Source organism: Alkalihalobacillus sp. TS-13 (assembly GCF_019720915.1).
Taxonomy (GTDB): Bacteria; Bacillota; Bacilli; order Bacillales; family Fictibacillaceae; genus Pseudalkalibacillus.
This window is the reverse complement of the sequence record NZ_JAHKSI010000001.1, coordinates 1,680,397-1,702,538: the sequence shown is the minus strand read 5'-3', so window position 1 is coordinate 1,702,538 and position 22,142 is coordinate 1,680,397. Positions and strand designations below refer to the sequence as shown.

The 22,142-nt window shown below is 40.2% G+C and carries 22 protein-coding genes and 7 tRNA genes; 22 read left to right on the top strand and 7 right to left on the bottom strand.

Annotated elements, in window-relative coordinates:
• Positions 1 to 89: 89 nt before the first annotated feature.
• Both KOL94_RS08545 and KOL94_RS08540 read right to left on the bottom strand, forming a co-directional pair.
• Positions 90 to 1,037 carry a 4-hydroxy-3-methylbut-2-enyl diphosphate reductase gene (locus tag KOL94_RS08545; protein WP_221565618.1) on the bottom strand — a complete coding sequence of 316 codons (948 nt, stop codon included), beginning with the start codon at positions 1,035 to 1,037 and terminating at the stop codon, positions 90 to 92.
• 81 nt (positions 1,038 to 1,118) lie between these two features.
• The gene (locus tag KOL94_RS08540) at positions 1,119 to 1,688 is read right to left on the bottom strand and encodes a YqfQ family protein (protein ID WP_260412258.1); all 570 of its coding nucleotides are present in this window, start codon (positions 1,686 to 1,688) and stop codon (positions 1,119 to 1,121) included.
• Positions 1,689 to 1,880: 192 nt separating this feature from the next.
• Here KOL94_RS08540 and KOL94_RS08535 point away from each other — a divergent pair, with 192 nt between their 5' ends.
• Positions 1,881 to 3,155 carry a DEAD/DEAH box helicase gene (locus KOL94_RS08535; RefSeq protein ID WP_221565614.1) on the top strand — a complete coding sequence of 425 codons (1,275 nt, stop codon included), beginning with the start codon at positions 1,881 to 1,883 and terminating at the stop codon, positions 3,153 to 3,155.
• A 14-nt stretch (positions 3,156 to 3,169) separates the two neighbouring features.
• On the top strand, positions 3,170 to 4,069 hold the full coding sequence (locus KOL94_RS08530; RefSeq protein WP_221565612.1) for a deoxyribonuclease IV: 900 nt from the start codon (positions 3,170 to 3,172) through the stop codon (positions 4,067 to 4,069).
• Positions 4,070 to 4,250: 181 nt separating this feature from the next.
• Here the strand turns inward: KOL94_RS08530 and KOL94_RS08525 are convergent, their stop codons facing one another.
• Positions 4,251 to 4,508 (bottom strand): DUF2624 family protein, encoded by a 258-nt coding sequence (locus KOL94_RS08525; protein WP_221565611.1) that lies wholly within the window; start codon positions 4,506 to 4,508, stop codon positions 4,251 to 4,253.
• A gap of 196 nt (positions 4,509 to 4,704) precedes the next feature.
• Here KOL94_RS08525 and KOL94_RS08520 point away from each other — a divergent pair, with 196 nt between their 5' ends.
• On the top strand, positions 4,705 to 6,123 hold the full coding sequence (locus tag KOL94_RS08520; protein ID WP_260412257.1) for a two-component system sensor histidine kinase NtrB: 1,419 nt from the start codon (positions 4,705 to 4,707) through the stop codon (positions 6,121 to 6,123).
• Positions 6,124 to 6,361: 238 nt separating this feature from the next.
• Here the strand turns inward: KOL94_RS08520 and KOL94_RS08515 are convergent, their stop codons facing one another.
• On the bottom strand, positions 6,362 to 7,636 hold the full coding sequence (locus KOL94_RS08515) for an NCS2 family permease (RefSeq protein WP_221565609.1): 1,275 nt from the start codon (positions 7,634 to 7,636) through the stop codon (positions 6,362 to 6,364).
• 366 nt (positions 7,637 to 8,002) lie between these two features.
• Between KOL94_RS08515 and KOL94_RS08510 the strand changes: the two genes are divergently transcribed.
• The 8 genes from KOL94_RS08510 to KOL94_RS08475 all read left to right on the top strand — a co-directional run bounded on the left by KOL94_RS08510 (position 8,003) and on the right by KOL94_RS08475 (position 13,712).
• Complete coding sequence (locus KOL94_RS08510; protein WP_221565607.1) at positions 8,003 to 8,872, top strand: YitT family protein; 870 nt, start codon at positions 8,003 to 8,005, stop codon at positions 8,870 to 8,872.
• 110 nt (positions 8,873 to 8,982) lie between these two features.
• The gene (locus KOL94_RS08505) at positions 8,983 to 9,702 is read left to right on the top strand and encodes a lytic transglycosylase domain-containing protein (protein WP_221565605.1); all 720 of its coding nucleotides are present in this window, start codon (positions 8,983 to 8,985) and stop codon (positions 9,700 to 9,702) included.
• 167 nt (positions 9,703 to 9,869) lie between these two features.
• Positions 9,870 to 10,625: a metal ABC transporter ATP-binding protein gene (locus KOL94_RS08500; RefSeq protein ID WP_221565603.1), complete on the top strand. Its 756-nt coding sequence runs from the start codon at positions 9,870 to 9,872 to the stop codon at positions 10,623 to 10,625.
• Positions 10,626 to 10,639: 14 nt separating this feature from the next.
• Positions 10,640 to 11,506 carry a metal ABC transporter permease gene (locus KOL94_RS08495; protein ID WP_221565602.1) on the top strand — a complete coding sequence of 289 codons (867 nt, stop codon included), beginning with the start codon at positions 10,640 to 10,642 and terminating at the stop codon, positions 11,504 to 11,506.
• Positions 11,503 to 11,907, top strand: a complete 405-nt coding sequence (locus tag KOL94_RS08490) for a Fur family transcriptional regulator (protein ID WP_221565601.1) — start codon at positions 11,503 to 11,505, stop codon at positions 11,905 to 11,907. Before KOL94_RS08495 ends, KOL94_RS08490 begins: the two co-directional genes overlap by 4 nt.
• A gap of 57 nt (positions 11,908 to 11,964) precedes the next feature.
• The gene (locus KOL94_RS08485; protein WP_221565600.1) at positions 11,965 to 12,177 is read left to right on the top strand and encodes a DUF1540 domain-containing protein; all 213 of its coding nucleotides are present in this window, start codon (positions 11,965 to 11,967) and stop codon (positions 12,175 to 12,177) included.
• 351 nt (positions 12,178 to 12,528) lie between these two features.
• A complete protein-coding gene (locus tag KOL94_RS08480) occupies positions 12,529 to 12,888 on the top strand; it encodes a DUF308 domain-containing protein (RefSeq protein ID WP_221565599.1) in 360 nt (119 codons plus the stop codon).
• A gap of 248 nt (positions 12,889 to 13,136) precedes the next feature.
• Positions 13,137 to 13,712, top strand: coding sequence for a nitroreductase family protein (locus KOL94_RS08475; RefSeq protein WP_221565598.1), 576 nt, complete (start codon positions 13,137 to 13,139; stop codon positions 13,710 to 13,712).
• A gap of 50 nt (positions 13,713 to 13,762) precedes the next feature.
• On the opposite strand, the gene ispG is transcribed toward KOL94_RS08475, so the two are convergent.
• Together ispG and KOL94_RS08465 are read right to left on the bottom strand one after the other, a co-directional pair.
• The gene (ispG, locus tag KOL94_RS08470) at positions 13,763 to 14,875 is read right to left on the bottom strand and encodes a flavodoxin-dependent (E)-4-hydroxy-3-methylbut-2-enyl-diphosphate synthase (protein WP_221565597.1); all 1,113 of its coding nucleotides are present in this window, start codon (positions 14,873 to 14,875) and stop codon (positions 13,763 to 13,765) included.
• Between the two features lie 90 nt (positions 14,876 to 14,965).
• On the bottom strand, positions 14,966 to 15,289 hold the full coding sequence (locus tag KOL94_RS08465) for a hypothetical protein (protein WP_221565596.1): 324 nt from the start codon (positions 15,287 to 15,289) through the stop codon (positions 14,966 to 14,968).
• Between the two features lie 424 nt (positions 15,290 to 15,713).
• On the opposite strand from KOL94_RS08465, the gene KOL94_RS08460 reads away from it, so the two are divergent.
• Entirely contained in the window at positions 15,714 to 16,580 is an 867-nt protein-coding gene (locus KOL94_RS08460; protein WP_221565595.1) for a DUF1002 domain-containing protein, read from the top strand.
• Positions 16,581 to 16,635: 55 nt separating this feature from the next.
• On the opposite strand, the gene KOL94_RS08455 is transcribed toward KOL94_RS08460, so the two are convergent.
• Entirely contained in the window at positions 16,636 to 17,415 is a 780-nt protein-coding gene (locus tag KOL94_RS08455; protein ID WP_221565594.1) for a DUF1189 domain-containing protein, read from the bottom strand.
• Positions 17,416 to 17,950: 535 nt separating this feature from the next.
• On the opposite strand from KOL94_RS08455, the gene KOL94_RS08450 reads away from it, so the two are divergent.
• The 10 genes from KOL94_RS08450 to KOL94_RS08405 all read left to right on the top strand — a co-directional run bounded on the left by KOL94_RS08450 (position 17,951) and on the right by KOL94_RS08405 (position 22,081).
• Positions 17,951 to 19,582, top strand: a complete 1,632-nt coding sequence (locus KOL94_RS08450) for a Na/Pi cotransporter family protein (protein WP_221565593.1) — start codon at positions 17,951 to 17,953, stop codon at positions 19,580 to 19,582.
• A 1-nt stretch (position 19,583) separates the two neighbouring features.
• Positions 19,584 to 20,066 (top strand): DUF456 domain-containing protein, encoded by a 483-nt coding sequence (locus KOL94_RS08445; protein WP_221565592.1) that lies wholly within the window; start codon positions 19,584 to 19,586, stop codon positions 20,064 to 20,066.
• Between the two features lie 134 nt (positions 20,067 to 20,200).
• A tRNA-Asn gene (locus tag KOL94_RS08440) sits at positions 20,201 to 20,275 on the top strand.
• 1 nt (position 20,276) lies between these two features.
• Positions 20,277 to 20,353, top strand: a tRNA-Met gene (locus KOL94_RS08435).
• 17 nt (positions 20,354 to 20,370) lie between these two features.
• Positions 20,371 to 20,446, top strand: a tRNA-His gene (locus KOL94_RS08430).
• Between the two features lie 30 nt (positions 20,447 to 20,476).
• A tRNA-Ile gene (locus tag KOL94_RS08425) sits at positions 20,477 to 20,553 on the top strand.
• 10 nt (positions 20,554 to 20,563) lie between these two features.
• A tRNA-Ser gene (locus KOL94_RS08420) sits at positions 20,564 to 20,656 on the top strand.
• Positions 20,657 to 20,847: 191 nt separating this feature from the next.
• Positions 20,848 to 20,924, top strand: a tRNA-Met gene (locus KOL94_RS08415).
• A 173-nt stretch (positions 20,925 to 21,097) separates the two neighbouring features.
• Positions 21,098 to 21,173, top strand: a tRNA-Phe gene (locus KOL94_RS08410).
• A gap of 296 nt (positions 21,174 to 21,469) precedes the next feature.
• Positions 21,470 to 22,081 carry a superoxide dismutase gene (locus KOL94_RS08405; RefSeq protein WP_221565591.1) on the top strand — a complete coding sequence of 204 codons (612 nt, stop codon included), beginning with the start codon at positions 21,470 to 21,472 and terminating at the stop codon, positions 22,079 to 22,081.
• Positions 22,082 to 22,142: the final 61 nt, after the last annotated feature.

The following is a 22,142-nucleotide window of genomic DNA, read 5'->3' as shown; positions in this document are numbered from 1 at the left end:
AAAAATTACGAAATCTAAAACCATTCACTAAAGGATAATTGCATACGAAATAAAGACTGCCAGCGCTGGCAGTCTTTTCACTGTGAGCTTTATTTCTTAGCAGCTTTGACCTTCGGCAGGATTTTGCTGGATTTTACTTTCCGTTCTCTTTCCCAGGTTGTTTCATCCTCAGGATCATATTGATCAAGGAACATGATGACTTCTTTCGTGATAGGCGTCGGTGTAGAAGCTCCTGCTGTAACAGCAACAGTTTCGACGTTTTCCAACCACTCGAGCTTAATTTCTGTGACATCTGCAATCCTGTGTGATGGAGTGCCTGCAATTTCCCATGAAACCTGGGCGAGGCGATTTGAGTTGTTACTGCGCGGGTCTCCGACGACAAGCAACAGATCAGCTTCAACTGCTTGAACCGCAACGGCTTCCTGACGGACCTGGGTCGCCTTACAGATTTCTTCATGTACTTCAGCTTGTGGGTATTTTTCCTGGATCTGTTCAATAAGATGTTGGACATCCCACTGACTCATGGTAGTCTGATTCGTAATTAAAATTTTATCTGCTTTGATATCGAGATTTTCAACATCGTCTTCATTTTCAATCAAATGGACGATATCAGGTGCGATTCCCATAGCTCCTTCGGGTTCAGGATGCCCTTTTTTCCCGATATAAGCGACATGATAGCCTTCTTCTTTCTTTTCTTTAATCAGATCGTGGGTGACTGTCACATCCGGGCAAGTCGCATCTATTGTATGAAGACCTTTTTCACGGGCAATTCTTCGGACCTCAGGTGAGACACCATGAGCTGTGAAAATAACTGTCCCTTCATTTACTTGTTTCAGTATTTCAAGACGGTTATGACCATCCAAAGTAATAATGCCTTCTTCTTCAAAAGCATCGGTGACATGTTTATTATGAACAATCATACCCAGGATATAGATTGGTCTAGGTATTTCAGGGTCACTTGCAGCTTGTCTGGCGATGACCATTGCATCGACAACTCCATAACAATATCCGCGAGGTGAGACTTTGATTACCTTCATATGAAAAGGTCCTCCTTTAATAACAAGCACTTCTCGCTTTATTATAAAGGAGGACCGATACCGTTGACAAATATATATCGTCTAAATATACAGTTTTGGAACCGAATCGCGTTTAAGTGCTTGAGGCGCTGGTTTAACATGCTTCACATTCGGAATGGATTTTTTCTTAAGTGGCTTCGTCGGAGCTTTCTTTCCACTATTTGCTGACGTTTTCTTTTTACCAGTGCTTGCGGCTTTCTTTTTACCAGTAGTGGTAGATGTTTTTTTCTTACTTGCGGACGATTTTTTATTTTTGTCATCGGCATTTTTCATTTCATCTTTTTTATCTTTTTTCTCTTCTTCTGTTGAGTCAGAATTGGAAGAATAACTTTGGTATTCTTTCAATAGCTCCAGCATAGATGGTATGTTCTTCACCATTGGACCATACTGCTGTATGAATGGTCTGACAGTATCAGCCATTTTCATTACCTTTTGTGCGTTTTCAACCATACTTACGAGATTGAGTCCACCGCCTGGATTGGGTGAAAGAAACCGAGTCAAAAACCCGGCTGATCGTGCAGCGGGAAATCCCCCTCTGAATGGCATCATTTGTCCGAATGGCGACATGGGCCCAATCCCATAGGGTCCAAATCCGGGAGGCATACGGTACATTAAGATGCTCCTTTCTCCTACTCTCGATAACTTTACAGAAAAGTGGTTATTCTGATAAACAAGATATGCGAAAAATGAATGATTGGTGTCCATCCAACAAAAGAATGGGTATATCCCCAAAAACATGGAGATTTTTCTCTTTATCCTCTATAATATTTAAAGTGGGAAATACATCTGAAGGTGATATTAGTTATGAAAAATAATGTGTTTGAACAACGATTCAAATTAAAACCGTTTTTATTTGAGGCACTCAGAAAACAGAACTTGGAACGTCCGACTGAAATACAGGAACGACTTATTCCAAGCATTATCAAAGGGAATGATGTGATCGGTCAATCACAGACTGGCTCTGGAAAGACGCTTGCCTTTTTGCTGCCTATTTTAGAAAAAATCAATCCAGAAGTCCAAAAGGTCCAAGCCGTGATTACAGCCCCAACAAGAGAACTAGCGAGACAAGTATATAATGAAGCAGTTAAACTAGTTGAAGATTCATCCATCAACGTAAAAACTGTGGTGGGTGGAACAGACCGGAAGCGTATGGTCGATCAATTAAAAAATGAACCACATGTGATTGTGGGAACACCAGGACGCATTAAAGATCTCGTTGTCGAAGAAGGGATATCCATTTTTAATGCGGACATGCTTGTCGTCGATGAAGCTGATCAAATGCTCGATATGGGCTTTATAGAAGATGTAGATCAAATTGCTTCACGTATGGCACATGAGTTGCAGATGATGGTATTTTCAGCAACGATCCCTGAAAATCTGAATCCATTTTTACGTAAATATATGAACAACCCGAAGCATGTTCATGTAAAGCCTGAGGAAACGTCACCGGCTGAAATTGATCATATTGCAGTCCCTGTAAGACATCGTGATCGTATTGAACTGACAATTAAGATTGCGAAAAAGTTCAATCCTTATTTAGCGATCGTATTTGCAAATACAAAAAAAGATGCTGACGAAGTGGCAGATGCAATGATACAAGAAGGTTTGAATGTAGATAGGCTTCATGGAGACCTTCCTCCACGAACACGTAAGCATGTCATGAAACGTGTTGCGAATGCGGAATGTCAGTATTTGGTTGCAACTGATTTAGCGGCAAGAGGGATCGACGTAAAGGGAGTAAGCCATATTATCCATCATCAAATCCCGACGGATCTAGATTATTATATCCATCGATCTGGACGTACTGGTCGTGCAGGTATGAGCGGTATAGCTGCTGTCTTATATGAACGAGATGAACTCGAGAAGCTAGAGAAACTTGAGAAAAAAGGTATTTCTTTCGCACACAAGGATCTTAAGGATGAGGAATGGGTAACTGTGAACGTACAGCGTTCCCGGCCAAAAAAGAAATCTAAGGACCCGAACGAATTCTTAATGCCGAAGCCTAAAAAGGTCAAACCAGGCTACAAAAAGAAATTTCAAGAAAAAAAGAAGCAATTCAACCGTAAAAGAAAGAAATAGAGGGGGAGCAATCCATGCTTAAATTAGGATCACATGTTTCAATGAGCGGTAAAAAAATGTTGTTGGGTGCGAGTGAAGAGGCTGTTTCCTATGGTGGGAACACATTCATGATATATACCGGAGCACCTCAAAACACACGCCGTAAAGCGATTGAAGAATTGAATATTGAGAATGGTGTTGCACATATGAAGGAAAACGGAATAGAGGAAATCGTCGTCCATGCTCCATATATCATCAATATCGGGAATACGACAAAGCCACAAACCTTCCAACTAGGAGTAGATTTCTTACGATCAGAAATTGAACGGACAGAAGCGATTGGTGCAAAACAGATTGTATTGCACCCTGGGGCGCATGTCGGTGCAGGTTCGGAAGCAGGAATTCAAAAAATCATTGAAGGATTGAATGAAGTCATATCTCCTGAACAGAATGTCCAGATTGCATTAGAAACGATGGCAGGGAAGGGCTCTGAATGCGGGAGAACGTTTGAAGAATTAGCGGCGATCATTGATGGCGTCACTCACAACGACAAACTCTCAGTGTGTTTTGATACTTGTCATACCCATGATGCTGGGTACGACCTTATTAATGACTTCGATGGCGTTTTGAATGAGTTTGATAAAATTGTCGGGATTGATCGGATCAAAGTGCTTCACATCAATGATAGTAAAAACGAGTGTGGAGCTGGTAAAGACCGTCATGAAAATGTAGGCTTTGGAAAGATCGGATTCGATACATTAAATTACGTTGTACACCATCCTCAGCTTGAGGAAATTCCGAAAATCCTTGAAACACCTTATGTACCTGTTAATGGTGACAAGAAAAACAAGAAACCTCCATATAAGTTTGAAATTGAGATGCTGCACGGGAAAAAGTATGATGAACAACTACTTGAAAAAATCGTCCAAGCATAAAGTTGATTTTCTCTTTTTTATAAAAAGTGCGGGTTCTTGCCTTCCTTCTTTTCCCGCAAGATTTCGTGAAAATCAATAATAAAGAGAAATAAATAAAAGCTGACTCTGAAGAGTATATTTGTCAAACCGAGCCATATAAGGACGAAGTTTGTCAGTGACTAAGGAGTCAGCTTTTTCTGCTTCATCGGACGATCGATTGAAACATAACCTTTACGGTCTGAGCAGTATGTGGGCCAACGACAGCCTCTATTTGTCTGATGATTCGTTCCCTTTGCTGAAGATCTGCCACATCAATCTTCTCTTTTCTCAGAATACGGATGATCTGAACTGCTTGTGTGTCAGTCAGTTGGATGTTGTATTGTGATGCTAATGCAGTCAATTCCTCAGCAGACAGATTATTCAGTTTATGGTTGATCATTTGTTGTAGAAAAGGATTCATCCCCCGTTCCCCTCCTCTTTGCATAATGTATGAGGCGGGCGGAATTTGTGTGCTTGTATGGTTTGGCGGATATGCAACATGAATTTGTTGATTTTTGCTGATATATGTCTAGGGATTTATTGGTTGCAGCACTAGGTATTGGAAGGTATATTTAGTATAATAGATTTACTATGTCAATTATAATTGGGGGCGTGCTATGCAATATTGTCAATCTGACAACACTTTTGCAGCCTTTCAACATATTATGAATGATCTTACGGACGATATATACTTACTAATCAAACCGAATGGTTCGATTATTGAATCGAACAGTATTGCTCAAGAGTCTATTCTGAGCGAAACACATACAAATTTCTATGACCTTTTCTTAAAAGAAGATCAGCCAGTTGTTTTCAAGTTCATTGAAAAGCTTACCTCCAAGAATGCCTCTGAAGGGGTTTTTGATCATTATTTAGATGAGGAGAAGATGAAAATCAAGTATCTTGGAAAAATGGTCGATGATGAAATCGTACTTCTCGGCAAGTTTCTCGATGATCCAAGCACTAAGGAAGGGCACAATGAAATTGATTACAAAAAAATGTACGAAAAAGAACACGAGTTCCGTAAATTCATGTTCCGCGAACTCGAGATTGGAATTTTGACGATCACTGCTACAAATGAAATTGATTGCTGTAACGAACGGATGAAATTATTCGTTGATTTAGATTCAGTCAATCAGATGATCGGCAAAAATCTGTTCCAACTGGACCATAAGCATCCTCTTTTATCCCAGATGCGCCAGATGACCAGGGAAATAAGGAGTACAAAAATCGTCAATGAACGCTTTTATTATGAAGATGATTGTCTCTATCAAGTAAAAGGGATGTATTTTGATTCCGATGAAAGCATCCGGTTCGTTCTATATGATCGTTCCCATCAACAGAGGTTTGAAAATCTTTTGATGTACAAAAAACAGATGGAATCTGTATCCCACCTGGCAGCCGGTGTGGCTCATGAATTGCGCAATCCATTGTCTGTAATACAAGGATTCATACAATTATCAGCTGTAACGAAGGATTTCAACAAATACTATGATACAGTATTGTCGGAACTATCCCGCATGAATGAAATCATCGAGGATTTTCTGTCTGTCTCAAGACGAAAGATGCAGAAGCAAAAGCAAAGACCTGATCTCATCATCAAATCTCTGATCCACATCATCCAATCAGAATGCCTATTACATAATCTTGTTTTTGAATGGGATGTGGAAGAGGCTGACGGATATATTATGGTCAATGAATCAATGATCAAGCAGGTTGTTTTGAACTTGCTTCGAAATTCAATCGAAGCTTATACCAACCAACAAAACAATCGACTGATCCAGCTCTACGGGAGAGAAAGAAGTCATCATTATGAAATCATATTTAAAGATCAAGGACCCGGCATGGAGCTGACGGTGTTGGAACAACTAGGAAAACCGTTCTTTACAACAAAAGAAAAGGGGAATGGAATAGGGATCCCATTGTGTAAAAAGATCATCGAAGATCACGGTGGAACCTTCCATATTGACAGTAAACTTGGGGAAGGGACGATGATAACTTTCCATCTGCCTTTCTTATCTGAAAAAAACAGCTGACTCCATTCAGCTGTTTTTCAAAACCTTGGTTTTTTTGCGGAATTCACTCCCTTTCAATAGGCGACCGTAAGTCTCCTAGTTCCGCTGCAGGGGGTTTCGCCTGGCTCGCTTTTCACGCAGGAGTTCGCAAATTTAAGAATAACAGTAGCTCTTATTGTCAAAAAAGCTAGCCGTTAAATCAGAAAAAACGCAAGTGATTCCAATATAGGAATTTGCTTGCGTTTTTGAGTGTTCACCATCACATGTAAAAATGGAAGACGAAATTCAAGATGAATAACGATGCCATCACATACATGGTTCTTGGTATTTGTTTAAATTGTCCGACTGCCATTTTGATGATCGGGTAAACGATAAATCCGAAAGCGAGTCCGTCAACAATACTATAGGTTAACGGAATCAACGCAATGATCATGAAAGCTGGGAAGCTTTCTGTGAAGTCATCCAGAGGAATGTATCGAATCGATTGCATCATGACACCACCGATAATGATCAGAATCGGTGCAATTGCAGCGTCTGGTATACCAGTAAGGACGGGTATAGCGAATATTGAAAAGATGAATAACAAACCTGCAACAACTGCTGTCAAACCTGTCCGCCCGCCTTCAGCAATTCCTGAAGCACTTTCTGCTGCTGAAATCGTCGGACTTGTCCCGAAAAATCCAGATAAAACACTTGAAAAAGCACTTGATTGGAACGATCGATCAAATTTCTCTGTATCTGGCAACATCCCATATAACAAGCCCATATTTTCTACGATCAATATGAGAGCAAGAGAAAACGAAGCAATCCAAAACTTTGTTGTCATCCAACTCGAAAGATCTGCGTTGAAAATCAACAACACCGATTCTTCGCCAGCGGCTTTTGATTCAGGGGTCAGCCCGAAAACATAAGCTGCTATCGTGATGATAATGACTGAAAGGATGAATCCCCCCTTAATTCTCTTGACAAACAATGTCAGGCAGATTAACAGTCCTGCCAGTGCCAACAGAGTAGATGGTTCACTCAGATCCCCTAGTTTTACAAATGTATCCGGACTTTTCTCGACAATACCAGCTTTTTGTAAACCGATAAATGCGAGGAACAACCCGATACCGACTGTAATTCCATGCTTTAGTGAGTCCGGTACTGAACGTGATAATAAGGACTTGATCGGTGTAAATGCTGCGATACAGAAAAGTAGACCTGCTATTACAACTGCTCCAAGTCCTTCCTGCCAGCTCAATCCCATACCTTCAACAATCGTGTAGGTGAAAAAAGCATTAACACCCATTCCTGGAGATAATATAATTGGTGCATTTGCATATAACCCAATGAAAATACACGAAATGATACTGACGAGTATTGTTGCCATTAAAGCTCCATAATATGGGATTCCAGCATCAGCCAGAATTAATGGATTGACGATAATAATATAACTTATCGTAAAAAAAGAGGTGATCCCCGCAATCATTTCCTTTTGCATCGTTGTACCATACTTAGACAACTGGAACCAATTTTCAATAAGTTGTTTCATCAATAACCTTTCTTTCTGAAATGATCCCTCTCCCACCCATGACATAATAGATATGCCACGATTGTTAATTATAGCGGATTTTTTAAGAGTTTCAAGTAAACATGATATAATATGTCTGAGATATAGCCTGTTTTCGTATAATCGTTGTTTTTAAATTTGGACATATACTCGCTTTACGCGGGCAATCTGCAAGCTTCCTCAGCTCACATGCAAAGGATGTGGTGAAGGTTCTTAATTCGCATGCGGAGTCTCGCTTAGCTTGTTTTCCCGCAGGAGTCTCGCATATTTCCTTTCAAACATTTAATTAACAACCACCGTTTAGAAAACAACCTAGATATACCATGAATAACTGTTGAGGAGTGACCCATGGAACAAGTCAAACAACACAAAAAAGAAAGTCTCCCACACTTAATTTATCGATATGGAATGATCATTCTTGGAGCAGGCCTTGCTGCACTTTCAATCGAATTGTTTTTGATCCCGAACCAGATCATTGACGGGGGCATCATCGGCGTCTCATTGATTTTGGATTACCTGACTCCTTTGAACTTCGCCATTTTAGTCATCGTCTTAAACCTTCCATTCATGTATTCTGGTTATAAACAGATTGGAAAGACATTTTCAATATCTTCCCTTGTTGGTATTGTGTTTTTAGCGATATTTGAGACACAACTGCACCATTTTGAGCCTTTTACGAATGAGCTGATCCTCGCCACGGTATTTGGAGGATTGACTCTGGGAGTTGGAGTAGGTCTTGTTATTCGTCACGGGGGTTCCTTAGACGGTACGGAAATTTTTTCAATACTTATCACCAAGAAAATCCCTTTTTCAATTGGTGAAATTGTTATGTTTTTGAACATTTTTGTATTTGCCTGGGCAGGTTTCGTGTTCGGTCCTGAACGCGCAATGTATTCGATCCTTACATACTATATTGCCTTTAAAACGATTGACACGGTTATCCAAGGTCTTGATGAAACCAAAGCTGTCTTGATCGTCTCAGATCATTATGAGGAGATTTCAAGCGCGATCCTGGACCGCTTAGGACGAGGTACAACGAAATTGATGGGGAAAGGCGGTTATACAGACGCCCAAAAAGAAGTGATCTATGCAGTAATTACAAGGCTAGAAGTGACCAAGCTTAAGAACATTGTATATGATATCGATAAACAAGCTTTCATAACAATCATGAATACACAGGAAACGAAAGGGGCTAAATTCAAGTCTCCGATCCATTAACAATTGAACTGTAAAATAATGTATAAAACACCTTGACTGCTTGTTTTTTACATCCTCATCGTCTATGATGAAAGGCATGTGTCAAAATACCTAGACTGTGAGGTGTTTTTATGTTTAAAAACAAACGCTTTTTTTCTATTTCAGCAGTGATACTATCGCTTATCTTAGCGATTTCTTATACACTTATACAAAATAATGAACTGAAGCGAGACTTGAAGAAAGAAAAACAACAATCGCAAATGTTAGAGGCTGAAAAAGATTATAAACAGATGATTTCTTTTTATAAGCAAAAAAGCCAAGGTGGAAAACCGAAAGCAAGCGGTTATGAAATGATGGTAGAGTCCAAAAAGCTTGCAAAGCAATTTACAAAAGAAAGTGATGGAAGATTCAAGGAAGAGTGGGGACATTTTCTAGTAAGGGAATCGATGAAGAAAGGTATCGATCCTTATATCGTGTATGAATTATTGCGTGTAGAAACTGGGAACCAATTCGATCCTAAAGCAGTAGGTCCGGAAACCAAATATGGACGAGCTTATGGGATGGCTCAGTTCATGGAAAACACAGCGCCATGGATTTCAAAAATGGCTGGCCTTGAATACAAAAATAAAGAGCAGTTATTTGATCCGTTATACTCGATTCAGCTTGCAATCGTCTATCTAGATTACCTGTATTCCAAATATGATAATTGGGATAAAGCACTTACTGCTTATCACCGGGGCATATACGGAATGGAAAAATACATTCAGGAAAAAGGCCATGCAAAAAGCTGGTATGCTGAAGAAATACAACAAAAAGCAAAAGAGCAGGAATTATTAGCTGTTACAAATTGATGATATTGGAGAGGCTGACTATAACGTGTCAGTCTCTTTTTTCAGCTCCAATATTGTACTGGATTTGACCAAGTTTCTTTACAAATGAGATATTTTAGATATACTTAATAAAGTAAATCGGAATCATTCCTAATTTCATTCCATTATGTTTTTGAAAGGGGATTGCGATGAAATCGTCTATCGTATCTATAGAAAACGTTACATTTAACTATCAAGAGCGTAAAGTTCTTGAAAATATAAAGCTGGATGTCCCTGAGGGATCTTTCCTTGCCTTGCTAGGACCGAATGGCTCTGGTAAATCTACGCTTATCAAGATGATTCTTGGGCTACTACCACTACAGCAAGGATCGATCTATATATTTGGTCAAAACGTGAAGAAATTCAAAAACTGGCCAAAAATCGGCTATGTATCCCAAAAAGCGAACAGCTTCAACAGCGGTTTCCCAGCCACAGTTTTTGAAGTGGTCTCAATGGGGCTTTTCGGGAAAGTAGGCATGTTCAAATTTTTGAAAAAACATCATAAGAAACGGGTCCATGAGGCAATTGAAGTCGTCGGACTGGAAGATTATACGAATCAAAATATCGGAGAACTTTCCGGAGGGCAGCAGCAACGTGCCTTCATCGCAAGAGCTTTGGTAAGTGACCCGCAATTATTGATTTTAGACGAACCGACTGTTGGTGTAGATGCTTCCTCAGTAGAAAGCTTTTATGATCTCTTAAGAGAATTGAATCAGCAAAAAGGGATTACGTTGATTCTTGTTACACACGATATCGGACCTGTCACAAACCTTGTTACACATGTCGCATGTCTGAATAAACAGTTGCATTTTCATGGTGACACCCATGAATATGAAGACTTTGATAACAGGCAACTTTCATCCTTCTATGGTCACCCAGTCCATATGATGGATCACAAGCATTAGAGGAGTGCACTTATATGATCCAAGATTTTTTACAATATGACTTTATACGAAATGCTGCTTTGGTCGGTCTGATGATCGGTTTTCTGGCGCCTTTGCTTGGTGTATTCATCGTTGTCCGAAGACAAGCATTGATTGCAGATGCTTTGTCACACATCACACTGGCAGGAATAGCTGCAAGCTTATTGTTGAGTAAACAAGTTACTGCTTTTAAAATGTTGAACCCTGTATACATCGGAATGGCTTTTTCAGTAGCAGGTTCAATTTTGATCGAGCGGCTGAGGAAAGAATATAAGCATTATCAAGAGCTTGCAATACCCATCATTCTCTCTGTGGGAATCGGATTAAGTGTCATCTTCATCTCATTAGCGAATGGCTTTAATACGGATTTATTCAATTACTTATTCGGAAGTATCATTGCAGTAGGAACCTCAGATGTGTGGATGGTCTTAACAATATTAATAATCGTCGTGATTTTGGTCAGCGTTTTTTACAAAGAGCTATTTTTACTATCCTTTGATGAAGATCAAGCACAAGTGTCTGGAATCCGCTCACGTTCTATCCATTTCATGTTCATGGTGATGGTGGCACTTGTTATTGCAGCTTCGATGAGGATTGTCGGCATATTACTTGTATCATCACTTATCACGTTACCTGTCGCTGCAAGCATCCGGATTTCGAGAGGATTCAAACAGACGATATTCATTGCAATCCTTTTTGGGGAAACCTCTGTAATAGCAGGCCTTGTGTCAGCTTACTATTTTGATTTGGCTCCTGGTGGTACAATAGTATTATTAGCGGCATTGATTCTTGTACTCGTGATTCTCTGGAAAAAATTCAGATATTCATTTGGAACGAATAGAAAAGTGGGGGAAAAATCATGAATGTAAGTGAAGCTCTCAATATCCTCAAAGAAAATGGTTATAAATATACGAGCAAACGTGAGATGTTTTTAGAGCTTTTTTCAAATGAGAGACGTTATTTGACGGCGAAAGATGTACTTGAGTACATGAAACCATCTTATCCTGGACTCAGCTTTGATACGATTTATCGAAACCTTTCTGTATTTACGGATTTAGGAATTGTTGAAGAAACAGAACTGGATGGAGAAAAACATTTCAGGTTTTCTTGCGCGACAAAAGGACACCATCATCATATTATATGTCTTCAATGTGGTAAAACCAATGCGATTGAAGCATGTCCGATGAAGGACATATCGCCTGATGATTTTGTCATTACGGATCATAAGTTTGAAATATACGGTTACTGTCAGCAGTGTCAGTAAAATCACTCATGTTTTGATGGAAAATGTGGCATTCTAACCACTAAGGAGGAGATTAGAATGCCAGAAGTAAAATGTAACGTAGCAAACTGTGTGTATTGGGCTGAAGGAAACAACTGCCATGCGGATGCCATTTTGGTTGAAGTGGACCAACACGCGAATGAAAATTACGATATGTCCGCATCAGGAAACTTCGTCGATGACGCTTTACACAAAGACAAAGCGGAACATGTTGCAGAAACTTGCTGCCATACGTTCCGTCCTAAGCATTAACTTTTTGAAATCCATCCAACTGTTTTGGGTGGGTTTTTAATTTTTACGAATTTCACTCCCTTTCTTAGAACCGAAAGCACTATTCGGACCTCTGGACATGTGTCGAAAAACGTCAAATGGTGATAATAGTGAATATATGTACATATATCACGGAAATTGTTCAATAACTGCTGGTAAATGTACATAAATCGAACATTTTGTTCAATTTCTCACACATCCTAAATTAAATGCTGTGCAAAAATTCCCAACTGTTGAAGTTATTGAGGTTAACAATGATTGACATCATGAAAGCCTGAAGCGTGACCAATAATAATAAGGCTCCTCCACTTTTGATGAAAGAGAGGGATCCTGATGGAAAATCGATACGATCGTGAAAACGAAAATCACCGAGAGTATGAAGAGGATTTCATGGAAGAAACAGCAGCAGAGGTTCTCCCTCTACCTGAGCAAGAACGTGTTATGGATAAAGAACGTGAAGATTCGTATAACAACGATGCGGATCCAGAAGATACTGAGGGTCGAGGCGTAGGGATATTCGCCATTGCTTTATCGATTCTCTCCCTATTCTTCCTTCCTGTTTTATTAGGTGCCGCGGGCATCATCGTAGGATTTTTTGCAAGAAGACGAGGAGCACGTACACTTGGGAACTGGGCAATCGGACTTGGTATCGCTTCAATTGTAATCAGCCTGATATTTGCTCCATTCTTTTAGTGTCGAAGCGAAGGCAGTTCATCCTGCCTTCGTTTTTATTGTTGATCTTTTAATGATTTCACGACACTTCTGCTTGGATGAGCCAAGGATCTCCCGTGACAAGTGAAGTGAATATCGGGCATATTAACAAAGCAAAATTTAAATATTAATAAACCACTGTGTTTATAAAGGAAATCATTTGGATTCATGTATCTTCTTCCCATAAAATAAATACATATGATAATGATAATCAATTTGAGGTGATCCTTATGGATATAATCGAAGCGATCAGAACAAGACGGACGATAGGTAAGGTGGAGGATGAGGTTCCTGATAAAAAATTGATCAAGACAATTCTTGAAGCAGGAACATGGGCACCTAATCATTATCGGACAGAACCATGGAATTTCATCGTCCTAAGTGGTAAAGGAAGAGATGTCCTAGGAAGGATATATGGAGAATTTGCAATTGAGGACTTGACGGATCCAACAGAAGAGGAGATTGAATTAGCCAAAGAAAAAGGCTTTAAAAAAGCAAGAAGAGCACCGGTAATCATTGTCATGATAATGGAACCCAGCGACCAAGAAAAGGTTGTATGGGTCGAAGAGGTAGCTGCTTGTGCGTGTGCTGCACAAAATATGATGCTCGCTGCTCATTCACTAGGACTTGGATCAATATGGCGAACGGGAGAGCCAACTTACACTCTGAAAATGAAAGAAGCATTCGGAGTCTCGGAAAAAGGACAAATTATGGGGTTTTTATATATTGGATATCCCGCAGCGGAACCGAAAGCTTCACCGCGAAAACCAATTTCAGAGAAAACACAATGGTGGGATGGAGAATAACATAATACTAAAAAAGAGCCGTTTGAGACGGCTCTTTTCAATGGCTTGTTTTATACTTGTTGTTCTGCTTCTTCTTTTTCTTTTTTCTCGTGATATTCCTTCGCTAACTTATCGACTTCTTTTTTCAACTCATCAACCATCGTATCCTCTGGAATCTTCCGGATAATTTCTCCATGGCGGAAAAGAAGACCTTCACCGCGTGCCCCGGCAATGCCGATATCCGCTTCCCGTGCTTCACCTGGACCGTTGACTGCACATCCAAGAACAGCGACCTTAAGAGGTGCTTTGATTTTTGAAATATATTCTTCGACTTCATTTGCAATCGAAATCAGATCAATTTCAATTCGGCCGCATGTAGGGCAAGAAATCAAGGTTGCTGCGTTCGAGGCTAAACCGAATGTTTTCAACAATTCGCGAGCGACCTTCACTTCTTCAACAGGATCTGCACTTAAGGAAATACGTACTGTATTTCCGATTCCTTTATGCAGTATGATGCCAAGTCCTGCAGCACTTTTCACAGTTCCTGCAAACAAAGTTCCGGATTCGGTGATTCCCAAATGCAACGGATAATCAAATGCTTTCGAAGCTTTTTCATACGCCTCGACAGCTAGATTGACATCAGATGCTTTCATCGAAACGATGATGTCGTGGAAATCCAAATCCTCAAGAATTTTAATATGGCTCAAGGCACTCTCAACCATTCCATCTGCTGTTGGATAGCCGTATTTTTCAAGGATTTTACGTTCTAATGAACCAGCGTTGACACCGATACGAATTGGAATCCCTTTCTCTTTCGCTGCCTTCACGACAGCTTCCACCTTCTCTTTTCGTCCGATATTACCAGGGTTGATCCGGATTTTATCTGCTCCGCCTTCAATCGCTTTAAGTGCGAGCTTATAATCGAAGTGGATATCAACTACTAATGGAATGTTTATTTGTTTTTTGATGTCAGCAATTGCTTCTGCTGCTTTCATATCAGGACAAGCGACACGAACGATCTGACAGCCTGCCTCTTCTAAACGATGGATTTCTTTGACTGTTGCTTCTACATCATGTGTTTTGGTTGTCGTCATACTCTGGACAACGACTTCATTATTACCGCCGATTGTCAGGTTCCCGACTCTAACCGGTCTTGTTTTCGTACGGTGAGTAATTTCACTCATGTATATATCGCTCCTTTAAGGACGTGGATTACATATAGTACCGTCTTTCATTTTAGCAATGGTTTGAAGGTTTTGGCAAGGAAATGTGTCCTAGTCGAAGAATGGGAAGCGATACGTCTTATTTGCTTGGATTGAATGAGCCGATGTATTAGGGTTCAACCGCTCGAATTCAGATACTGCTTTCTCAATCGATACGGGGATACTACCATTATGAATACGCTCCAAAATCGTCAATACAGTCTCCCCGGGCTGGACCTGGATTTCTTTATAAACTACCTCATCGGCCGGAACGGAATTTGCCACTTGAACTTCGGCATCATTTTTGGCGGATGTCGGTAATGTCCCAACTTTCAAATCAAAATATGCACTATAGAAGAATAGAATGATCAGACTCGTGATAATAAATTTTTTCATGATCGATTCCTCCCGCGTCAGATATCGAATCTACCAATCGCTCTAGTAAATGTATATGCCTGTCCAACTGCAGTATTCATGTTATTTTTCACTTCCAAATGAAACCAAACTTCTATTAAAGCGTCTAATATCAGTAGAGTTATCTTAAAAATCGGCTTTGTTATACTTTATTGTTGAGTTTTGCGAAATTCACTCCCTTTCCGCGGGCAATCGAAAAGCGGAAGCAACCCGTATTGTCACGAAGGTCACTGGAGGACATTTCGCTGCAATCAAACTTAGTCAGAAATCAATATTATTAGTTAACAAAGCCTGAAAATAAAGATAGCCAGGTCCTGTTATGCGTTGTAAAATATAGGAAGTACCTACAAAAAAACAGATTTTAAACGTATGGTATAGGGAATTCTTTCATAAAAGGAGAGAAAACATGAGATTTAAAAAATGGATTGCAATCATGATTTTAGTTGCTTGTATGATTCCGGGAGTTGCGTTAGCAGATGCAGCACCTGGTGATATCATCGTCACATTGGGGGAAGATTTAACTGATAGTCAGAAACAAGATCTATTGAAAGAAATGGATGTACCCGCAGATGTTGAAACTGTTACCGTAACAAATGAAGAAGAGCATCAATACTTAGGTGAATATATATCAAAAGCACAAATCGGATCTAAAGCGATTTCTTCTACTAAAATTACAGTCGGTGAAAAGGATTCCGGACTGAATGTAGAGACGAACAACATCAATTGGGTAACCGAAGAAATGTACGCAAACGCACTCACAACCGCGGGTGTTACTGATGCGGATATCTATGTGACAGCTCCATTCGAAGTCTCTGGAACAGCTGCACTAACAGGTATTTTAAAAGCTTATGAAGTCAAAGCAGATGTTGAAATCCCTGAAGAGAAGAAACAGGTAGCGAATGAAGAAATGGTGAAAACGGTCAAGCTTGGTGATCGTGTCGGTGCGGAAAAAGCGACTGAACTGATGACAAAAATCAAGCAAGAGTTGGCCGAAAACCCTGTTGAAACAGAAGAGGACCTCCGTGCGTTGATTCAACGTGTGGCAGAAGATGTTGGCATCACATTAACGGATGAAGAACTGAACGGTCTTGTATCCTTGTTCAACAAGATGAAAGATTTGAACATTGATTGGGACCAGGTGAAAAATAACCTTGAAAATGTACGGAATAACTTAAGTGAATTTCTTAATAAAGAAGAAACGCAGGGATTCATCAGAACAATTCTTGATTTCCTGATTCAATTGATTGAAGCATTGAAAAACCTTTTCAAATAATGTGTTAAAAAAGAGGGTGACATTGTTGTCATCCTCTTTTGGTGTGTGAGCATCATCATTCAGTTTCTGTTGTTTTAGGTAAGGGCACAAATTTAATGACTTGTGACAGGAAAAAGATCGCGACAGCCCAATAAAGAAAGAATTGCCCTGGGATGATGATGTTTAAAGCTTCTGTAATCGCAAAAAAGATTGTTGGAAGAGTCACTGTGTAAGCAGAGAGAATCCATAATTGTCCGTAAGAAAGCTTTCTTTTCATCGTATTTTTGAGAATCAGCCCGATCAGTGCAAGGACCGTAATCCCAATAAACTTTAGTGCAGTCATGAAAATATACGAAACAAGGATTATCACACTGATGATCAAGGGTAATAAAGTATTAGCTGAATCTAAGAAATTGACGATATCGCTTTTTTGAAAACTGACATCCTGCATCATTCCATAGTCGAAAGTGTCTGCCTGGCCAGCAGAAACAACTATGAGGCGATCGTCTAAAATTGCTACGACATCCGAATATTGATCGAGATCATCTCTTGTCGTTTCTCCAGTGGTATCAAAAATGAAAGTTTGTTTTCCGTCCTGACGAATAATTGGTTCAGAAATATCGGATGTCAAATGTCCATCTTGGAATTGAAATGAAGGAATATCTTCTTCAAGAGCGCCTTCGAATTCATTGACGACATTCGTGATTGATAAAGCAATATTCGTCCCTACAAATATGAAACTGATTAACATCATGACAAAAACATATCCAATTGTCTTTCCGATTTTCTGAAAACGGAACATGGCCACCGTTTTAGGTGAATACAAGCTCATTACAAACTGTTTGAATATATTCATCGTGTTCCCCCTTTTATTCTATAGGTTTTGTTAATTAATACTGTTGATATCTAACTAAGTTTGATTTATCGAAATTCACGACACTCCTGCGGGAAAATGGGCCAGGCGAGACCACACAGCGAGGAACTCGCGAGGAGGCTCGCGGATATAGGGATCATGCACGGAAGTGATGTCCAGCTCAGCGACCAGTCACTTGGATCACTTCAAACTTCCTTCGAAAGCGACAGCTTCCTCGTCAGTCCTCGACCTTTGTGACAATACGGGTCGCTTCCGCTTTTCGATTGTCCGCGGAAAGGGAGTGAATTTCGCCAAATCAATAATAAAGTATAACAAAGCCATTCTCTAAAATCATTGTATCTTTACTGAACAGTACGGACAAGATAAAAAATGCCACTCAGGGAAAAAATGCCATTGTAATAATATAATGTTTTACAAAATAATTAAATACCCTTAAAAGACTTTACAAACAAAACGAAGTTAGTTAATAATGAATGAGGCAAATTAAGTCGAATATATGCGTGGGAGTTGAAAAAACTTGGATTTAGATATTCAGAAATTGATATTTGAATTTCTTGGTGGACTTGGTATCTTCTTATTCGGAATCAAGTATATGGGAGAAGGACTTCAAAATTCTGCAGGTGATCGTTTAAGGGATATCCTTGATCGCTTTACCTCAAATCCTTTCATGGGTGTACTTGCTGGTATTATCGTTACCATTTTGATTCAATCAAGTTCCGGTACGACAGTATTGACGGTTGGACTTGTCAATGCAGGTTTCATGACCCTTCGCCAGGCGATCGGTGTTATTATGGGTGCTAATATAGGTACTACGGTGACGGCTTTCATCATTGGTATTGATATAGGAGCATATGCGTTACCAATCATCGCTGTTGGTACTTTGATTATCTTCTTCTTCAGTTCAAAGAAAATGAAGAATATCGGTCAAATTATTTTTGGTTTCGGTGCATTGTTCTACGGACTTGAACTGATGGGTGATGGAATGAAGCCTTTACGAGGTCTTCAAGCATTCCAGGACTTGACTGTAGACATGAGTGAGAATGGAGTTCTTGGGGTAGTGATCGGTACTTTATTTACAGTAGTCGTTCAAAGCTCCAGTGCAACAATTGGTATCCTTCAAGAATTGTATTCACAAGGTTCATTAGAATTGGACGCAGCTCTACCTGTATTATTTGGTGATAATATCGGGACAACGATTACAGCGGTTCTTGCAGCCATTGGTGCAAGTGTGGCAGCGAGAAGAGCAGCTTTGACCCATGTTATCTTCAACTTACTAGGAACAACCGTTTTTTTACTATTGATTAGTCCATTTACAGCTTATGTAGAATTCCTGACAAGTTGGTTAGACCTTGAACCAAAAATGCAAATTGCCTTTGCCCATGGATCATTTAATATCTTGAATACATTGATTCAAGTCTGGTTCATAGGAGTATTAGCTTATATCGTTACGAAGCTCGTCCCTGGAGATGACGGTGTGATCGAATATAAAGCGAAACATCTCGATCCGATCTTCTTAGAACGTTCTCCTGCCGTTGCTTTAGGACAAGCGAAGATGGAAGTCATGCGAATGGCGGAGTATGCTAAGAACGGATTGACTGAATCGTTCGAATATCTAAATTCAAATCATAAAAAGAACGCTGAAAAAGCTTATCAATATGAAGAAGCAATCAACAATTTAGATCAACGTATTACAGAGTATCTAGTTAAACTATCATCGTATACGTTATCTGCTCATGATTCTGAACAACATTCAATTCTAATGGATTCTGTACGTGATATTGAGCGAATCGGAGACCATATGGAAAACATCATTGAATTAGTTGAATATCAATTGACCCATAAAGTCGTCATCTCAGATAAAGCAAAAGCTGATTTAGAAGAAATGTTCCAATTGACGATGTCAACAATCGATGAAGCATTCCATGCAATTGAAGAAAACGACAAGGAAAAAGCGCGTAAAGTTGTCAAAATGGAAGATGCAATCGATAAAATGGAGAGAACATTACGTAAACAGCATATTTTACGCTTGAATGAAGGTAAATGCAGTGGGGCTTCTGGTATCGTCTTCGTTGATATCATCAGTAACCTTGAACGGATCGGAGACCATGCAGTGAATATTGCTGAGTATGTTTTAGGAGAAGAAGAATAAGATGACAATCATTGCTTGGCTGGTAATCGGAGTTTTATTTGTCCTTTCATTCATAGGACTTATTTATCCGGTTTTACCGGCCTCTCTTTTTCTTATTGCTGGTTTTCTAGTCTATGGATGGATGTTCAGTTTCGACCCCTTAGGACTGTGGTTCTGGATCATTCAGGGAATACTTGTTCTTCTTTTATATGCTACTGATTATGCAAGTAACTATTTTGGCGTAAAGAAGAGGGGGGGAAGTAAGCATGCGATTTGGGGAAGTACGATCGGTATTATCGTCGGCCCATTCATCATTCCTATAATAGGGATCCTGATCGGTCCGTTTATCGGTGCGATTGTCGGAGAGCTGATTCATCAAAAAGGTGATTTTAAACAAGCGATTCGTGTGGGTATTGGCTCTTTATTAGGATTTATCGGGGGTACAACAGTAAAGTTTATCATCCAACTCGGTATGGTCATCTATTTCTTATTCCGTGTCTTATAAATTCGTATTGCATACAGGGGCAGAACATGATATATTATTTCTTGTCCCTGATTTGCTTTACCTGGTGAACATTAAAAATACATTGACAAACAGGATGAAAAATGTTATTCTAAATCTTGTCGTTAAATTATTATTCCACAGTAGCTCAGTGGTAGAGCTATCGGCTGTTAACCGATCGGTCGCAGGTTCGAGTCCTGCCTGTGGAGCCATGGCGGTGTAGCTCAGCTGGCTAGAGCGTACGGTTCATACCCGTGAGGTCGGGGGTTCGATCCCCTCCGCCGCTACCATTCAATAAATTCGCATGGCGGTTGTGGCGAAGTGGTTAACGCACCGGATTGTGGTTCCGGCATTCGTGGGTTCAATTCCCATCAGCCGCCCCATCAACCATCTATACAAGTACATAATTATTTGGACCCTTAGCTCAGTTGGTCAGAGCAGTCGGCTCATAACCGATTGGTCGTAGGTTCGAGTCCTACAGGGTCCACCACTTATCCAACGGAGGTATACCCAAGTCTGGCTGAAGGGAGCGGTCTTGAAAACCGCCAGGGGTGTAACAGCCCGCGGGGGTTCGAATCCCTCTACCTCCTCCATTATTATTTCATAACATATCTTTAGTCGTCGCGGGGTGGAGCAACGAACGATGCTTCATGAATAAGCGATGAGTTGTCCCGACGGAGCTAGCATCGTAAGCATAAGCTAGTAGAGGAAGGGACAGGTAGGAACAACGTTTTCATACTTCAGCATCAATTTGGACAATCATCGTCCATAAACTTTTTATTGTCGCGGGGTGGAGCAGTCTGGTAGCTCGTCGGGCTCATAACCCGAAGGTCGTAGGTTCAAATCCTATCCCCGCAACCAAATTTACCTTCATTGCTCAACCGATGAATTCACTCAACAAAAGTACATATAGCTCAGTCACAAGCGGTTCATCGTTAAAAAATCAACGATCTGTCCCGACGCAGCCAACATCGTCAGATTTAGCTTGTAGAGAAAGGGACAGGGAAACCGACGGACAATATTAAACTACATATGGCTCGATAGCTCAGTCGGTAGAGCAGAGGACTGAAAATCCTCGTGTCGGCGGTTCGATTCCGTCTCGAGCCACCATTTCAAACTTCTTATTCGAAAGAAGTTTTTTGTTTTTGTAGATAATTTCTTCTTTTTGTAGATAAATTTCAATTTTTGTGCTTTCCGATTCGTAAATGGACCCGAACTCCTTGTGCGAGATAATGGTTTTCCATTTGTTCCAAGTGTGGTGTCCAATAATGACCAGAGCCCTCAGACAAACTCCAACTAAGTCACAGTGTTTTAAAATTGAATCCACTGGGTAATTTTGATATTGTAAATATAAAGGCACAGTAATCGTGCTTGGGATTACATATTATTTAAAGGAGGAGATTCAATTGGCAAAACACGAACTACCTGCACTACCATATGAGTTTAATGCTTTGGAACCACACATCGACGAAGAAACAATGAAAATCCACCACGGTAAACACCACAACACTTACGTTACTAAACTGAATGCTGCACTTGAAGGACATGCAGATCTTCAAGATAAAGGCATCAACGCACTTGTAAGCAACTTGGACGCTGTACCAGAAAACATCCGTACAGCTGTACGTAACAATGGTGGGGGACATGCCAACCACACAATGTTCTGGCAAATGTTAAGCCCGAACGGTGGGGGAGCTCCTAAAGGCGAAGTAGCGGATGCGATCAATTCCAAATTCGGAAGCTTCGAAAAGTTCCAAGAAGAATTTGCAGCTGCTGCAGCTGGTCGTTTTGGCTCAGGCTGGGCATGGCTTGTAGTAAATAACGGTGAGCTTGAAGTAACAAGTACTCCAAATCAGGACACTCCTTTAACGGATGGAAAAACTCCAGTTCTCGGTCTTGATGTTTGGGAGCATGCTTACTACCTTAACTATCAAAACCGTCGTCCAGACTACATTTCAGCATTCTGGAATGTTGTTAACTGGGACGAAGTTGAAAAACGTTACCAAGAAGCTAAGTAAATTACGTTTTAAAAAACACCCCGTTCTGGATAATAAACCAGACGGGGTGTTTAAATTGTAC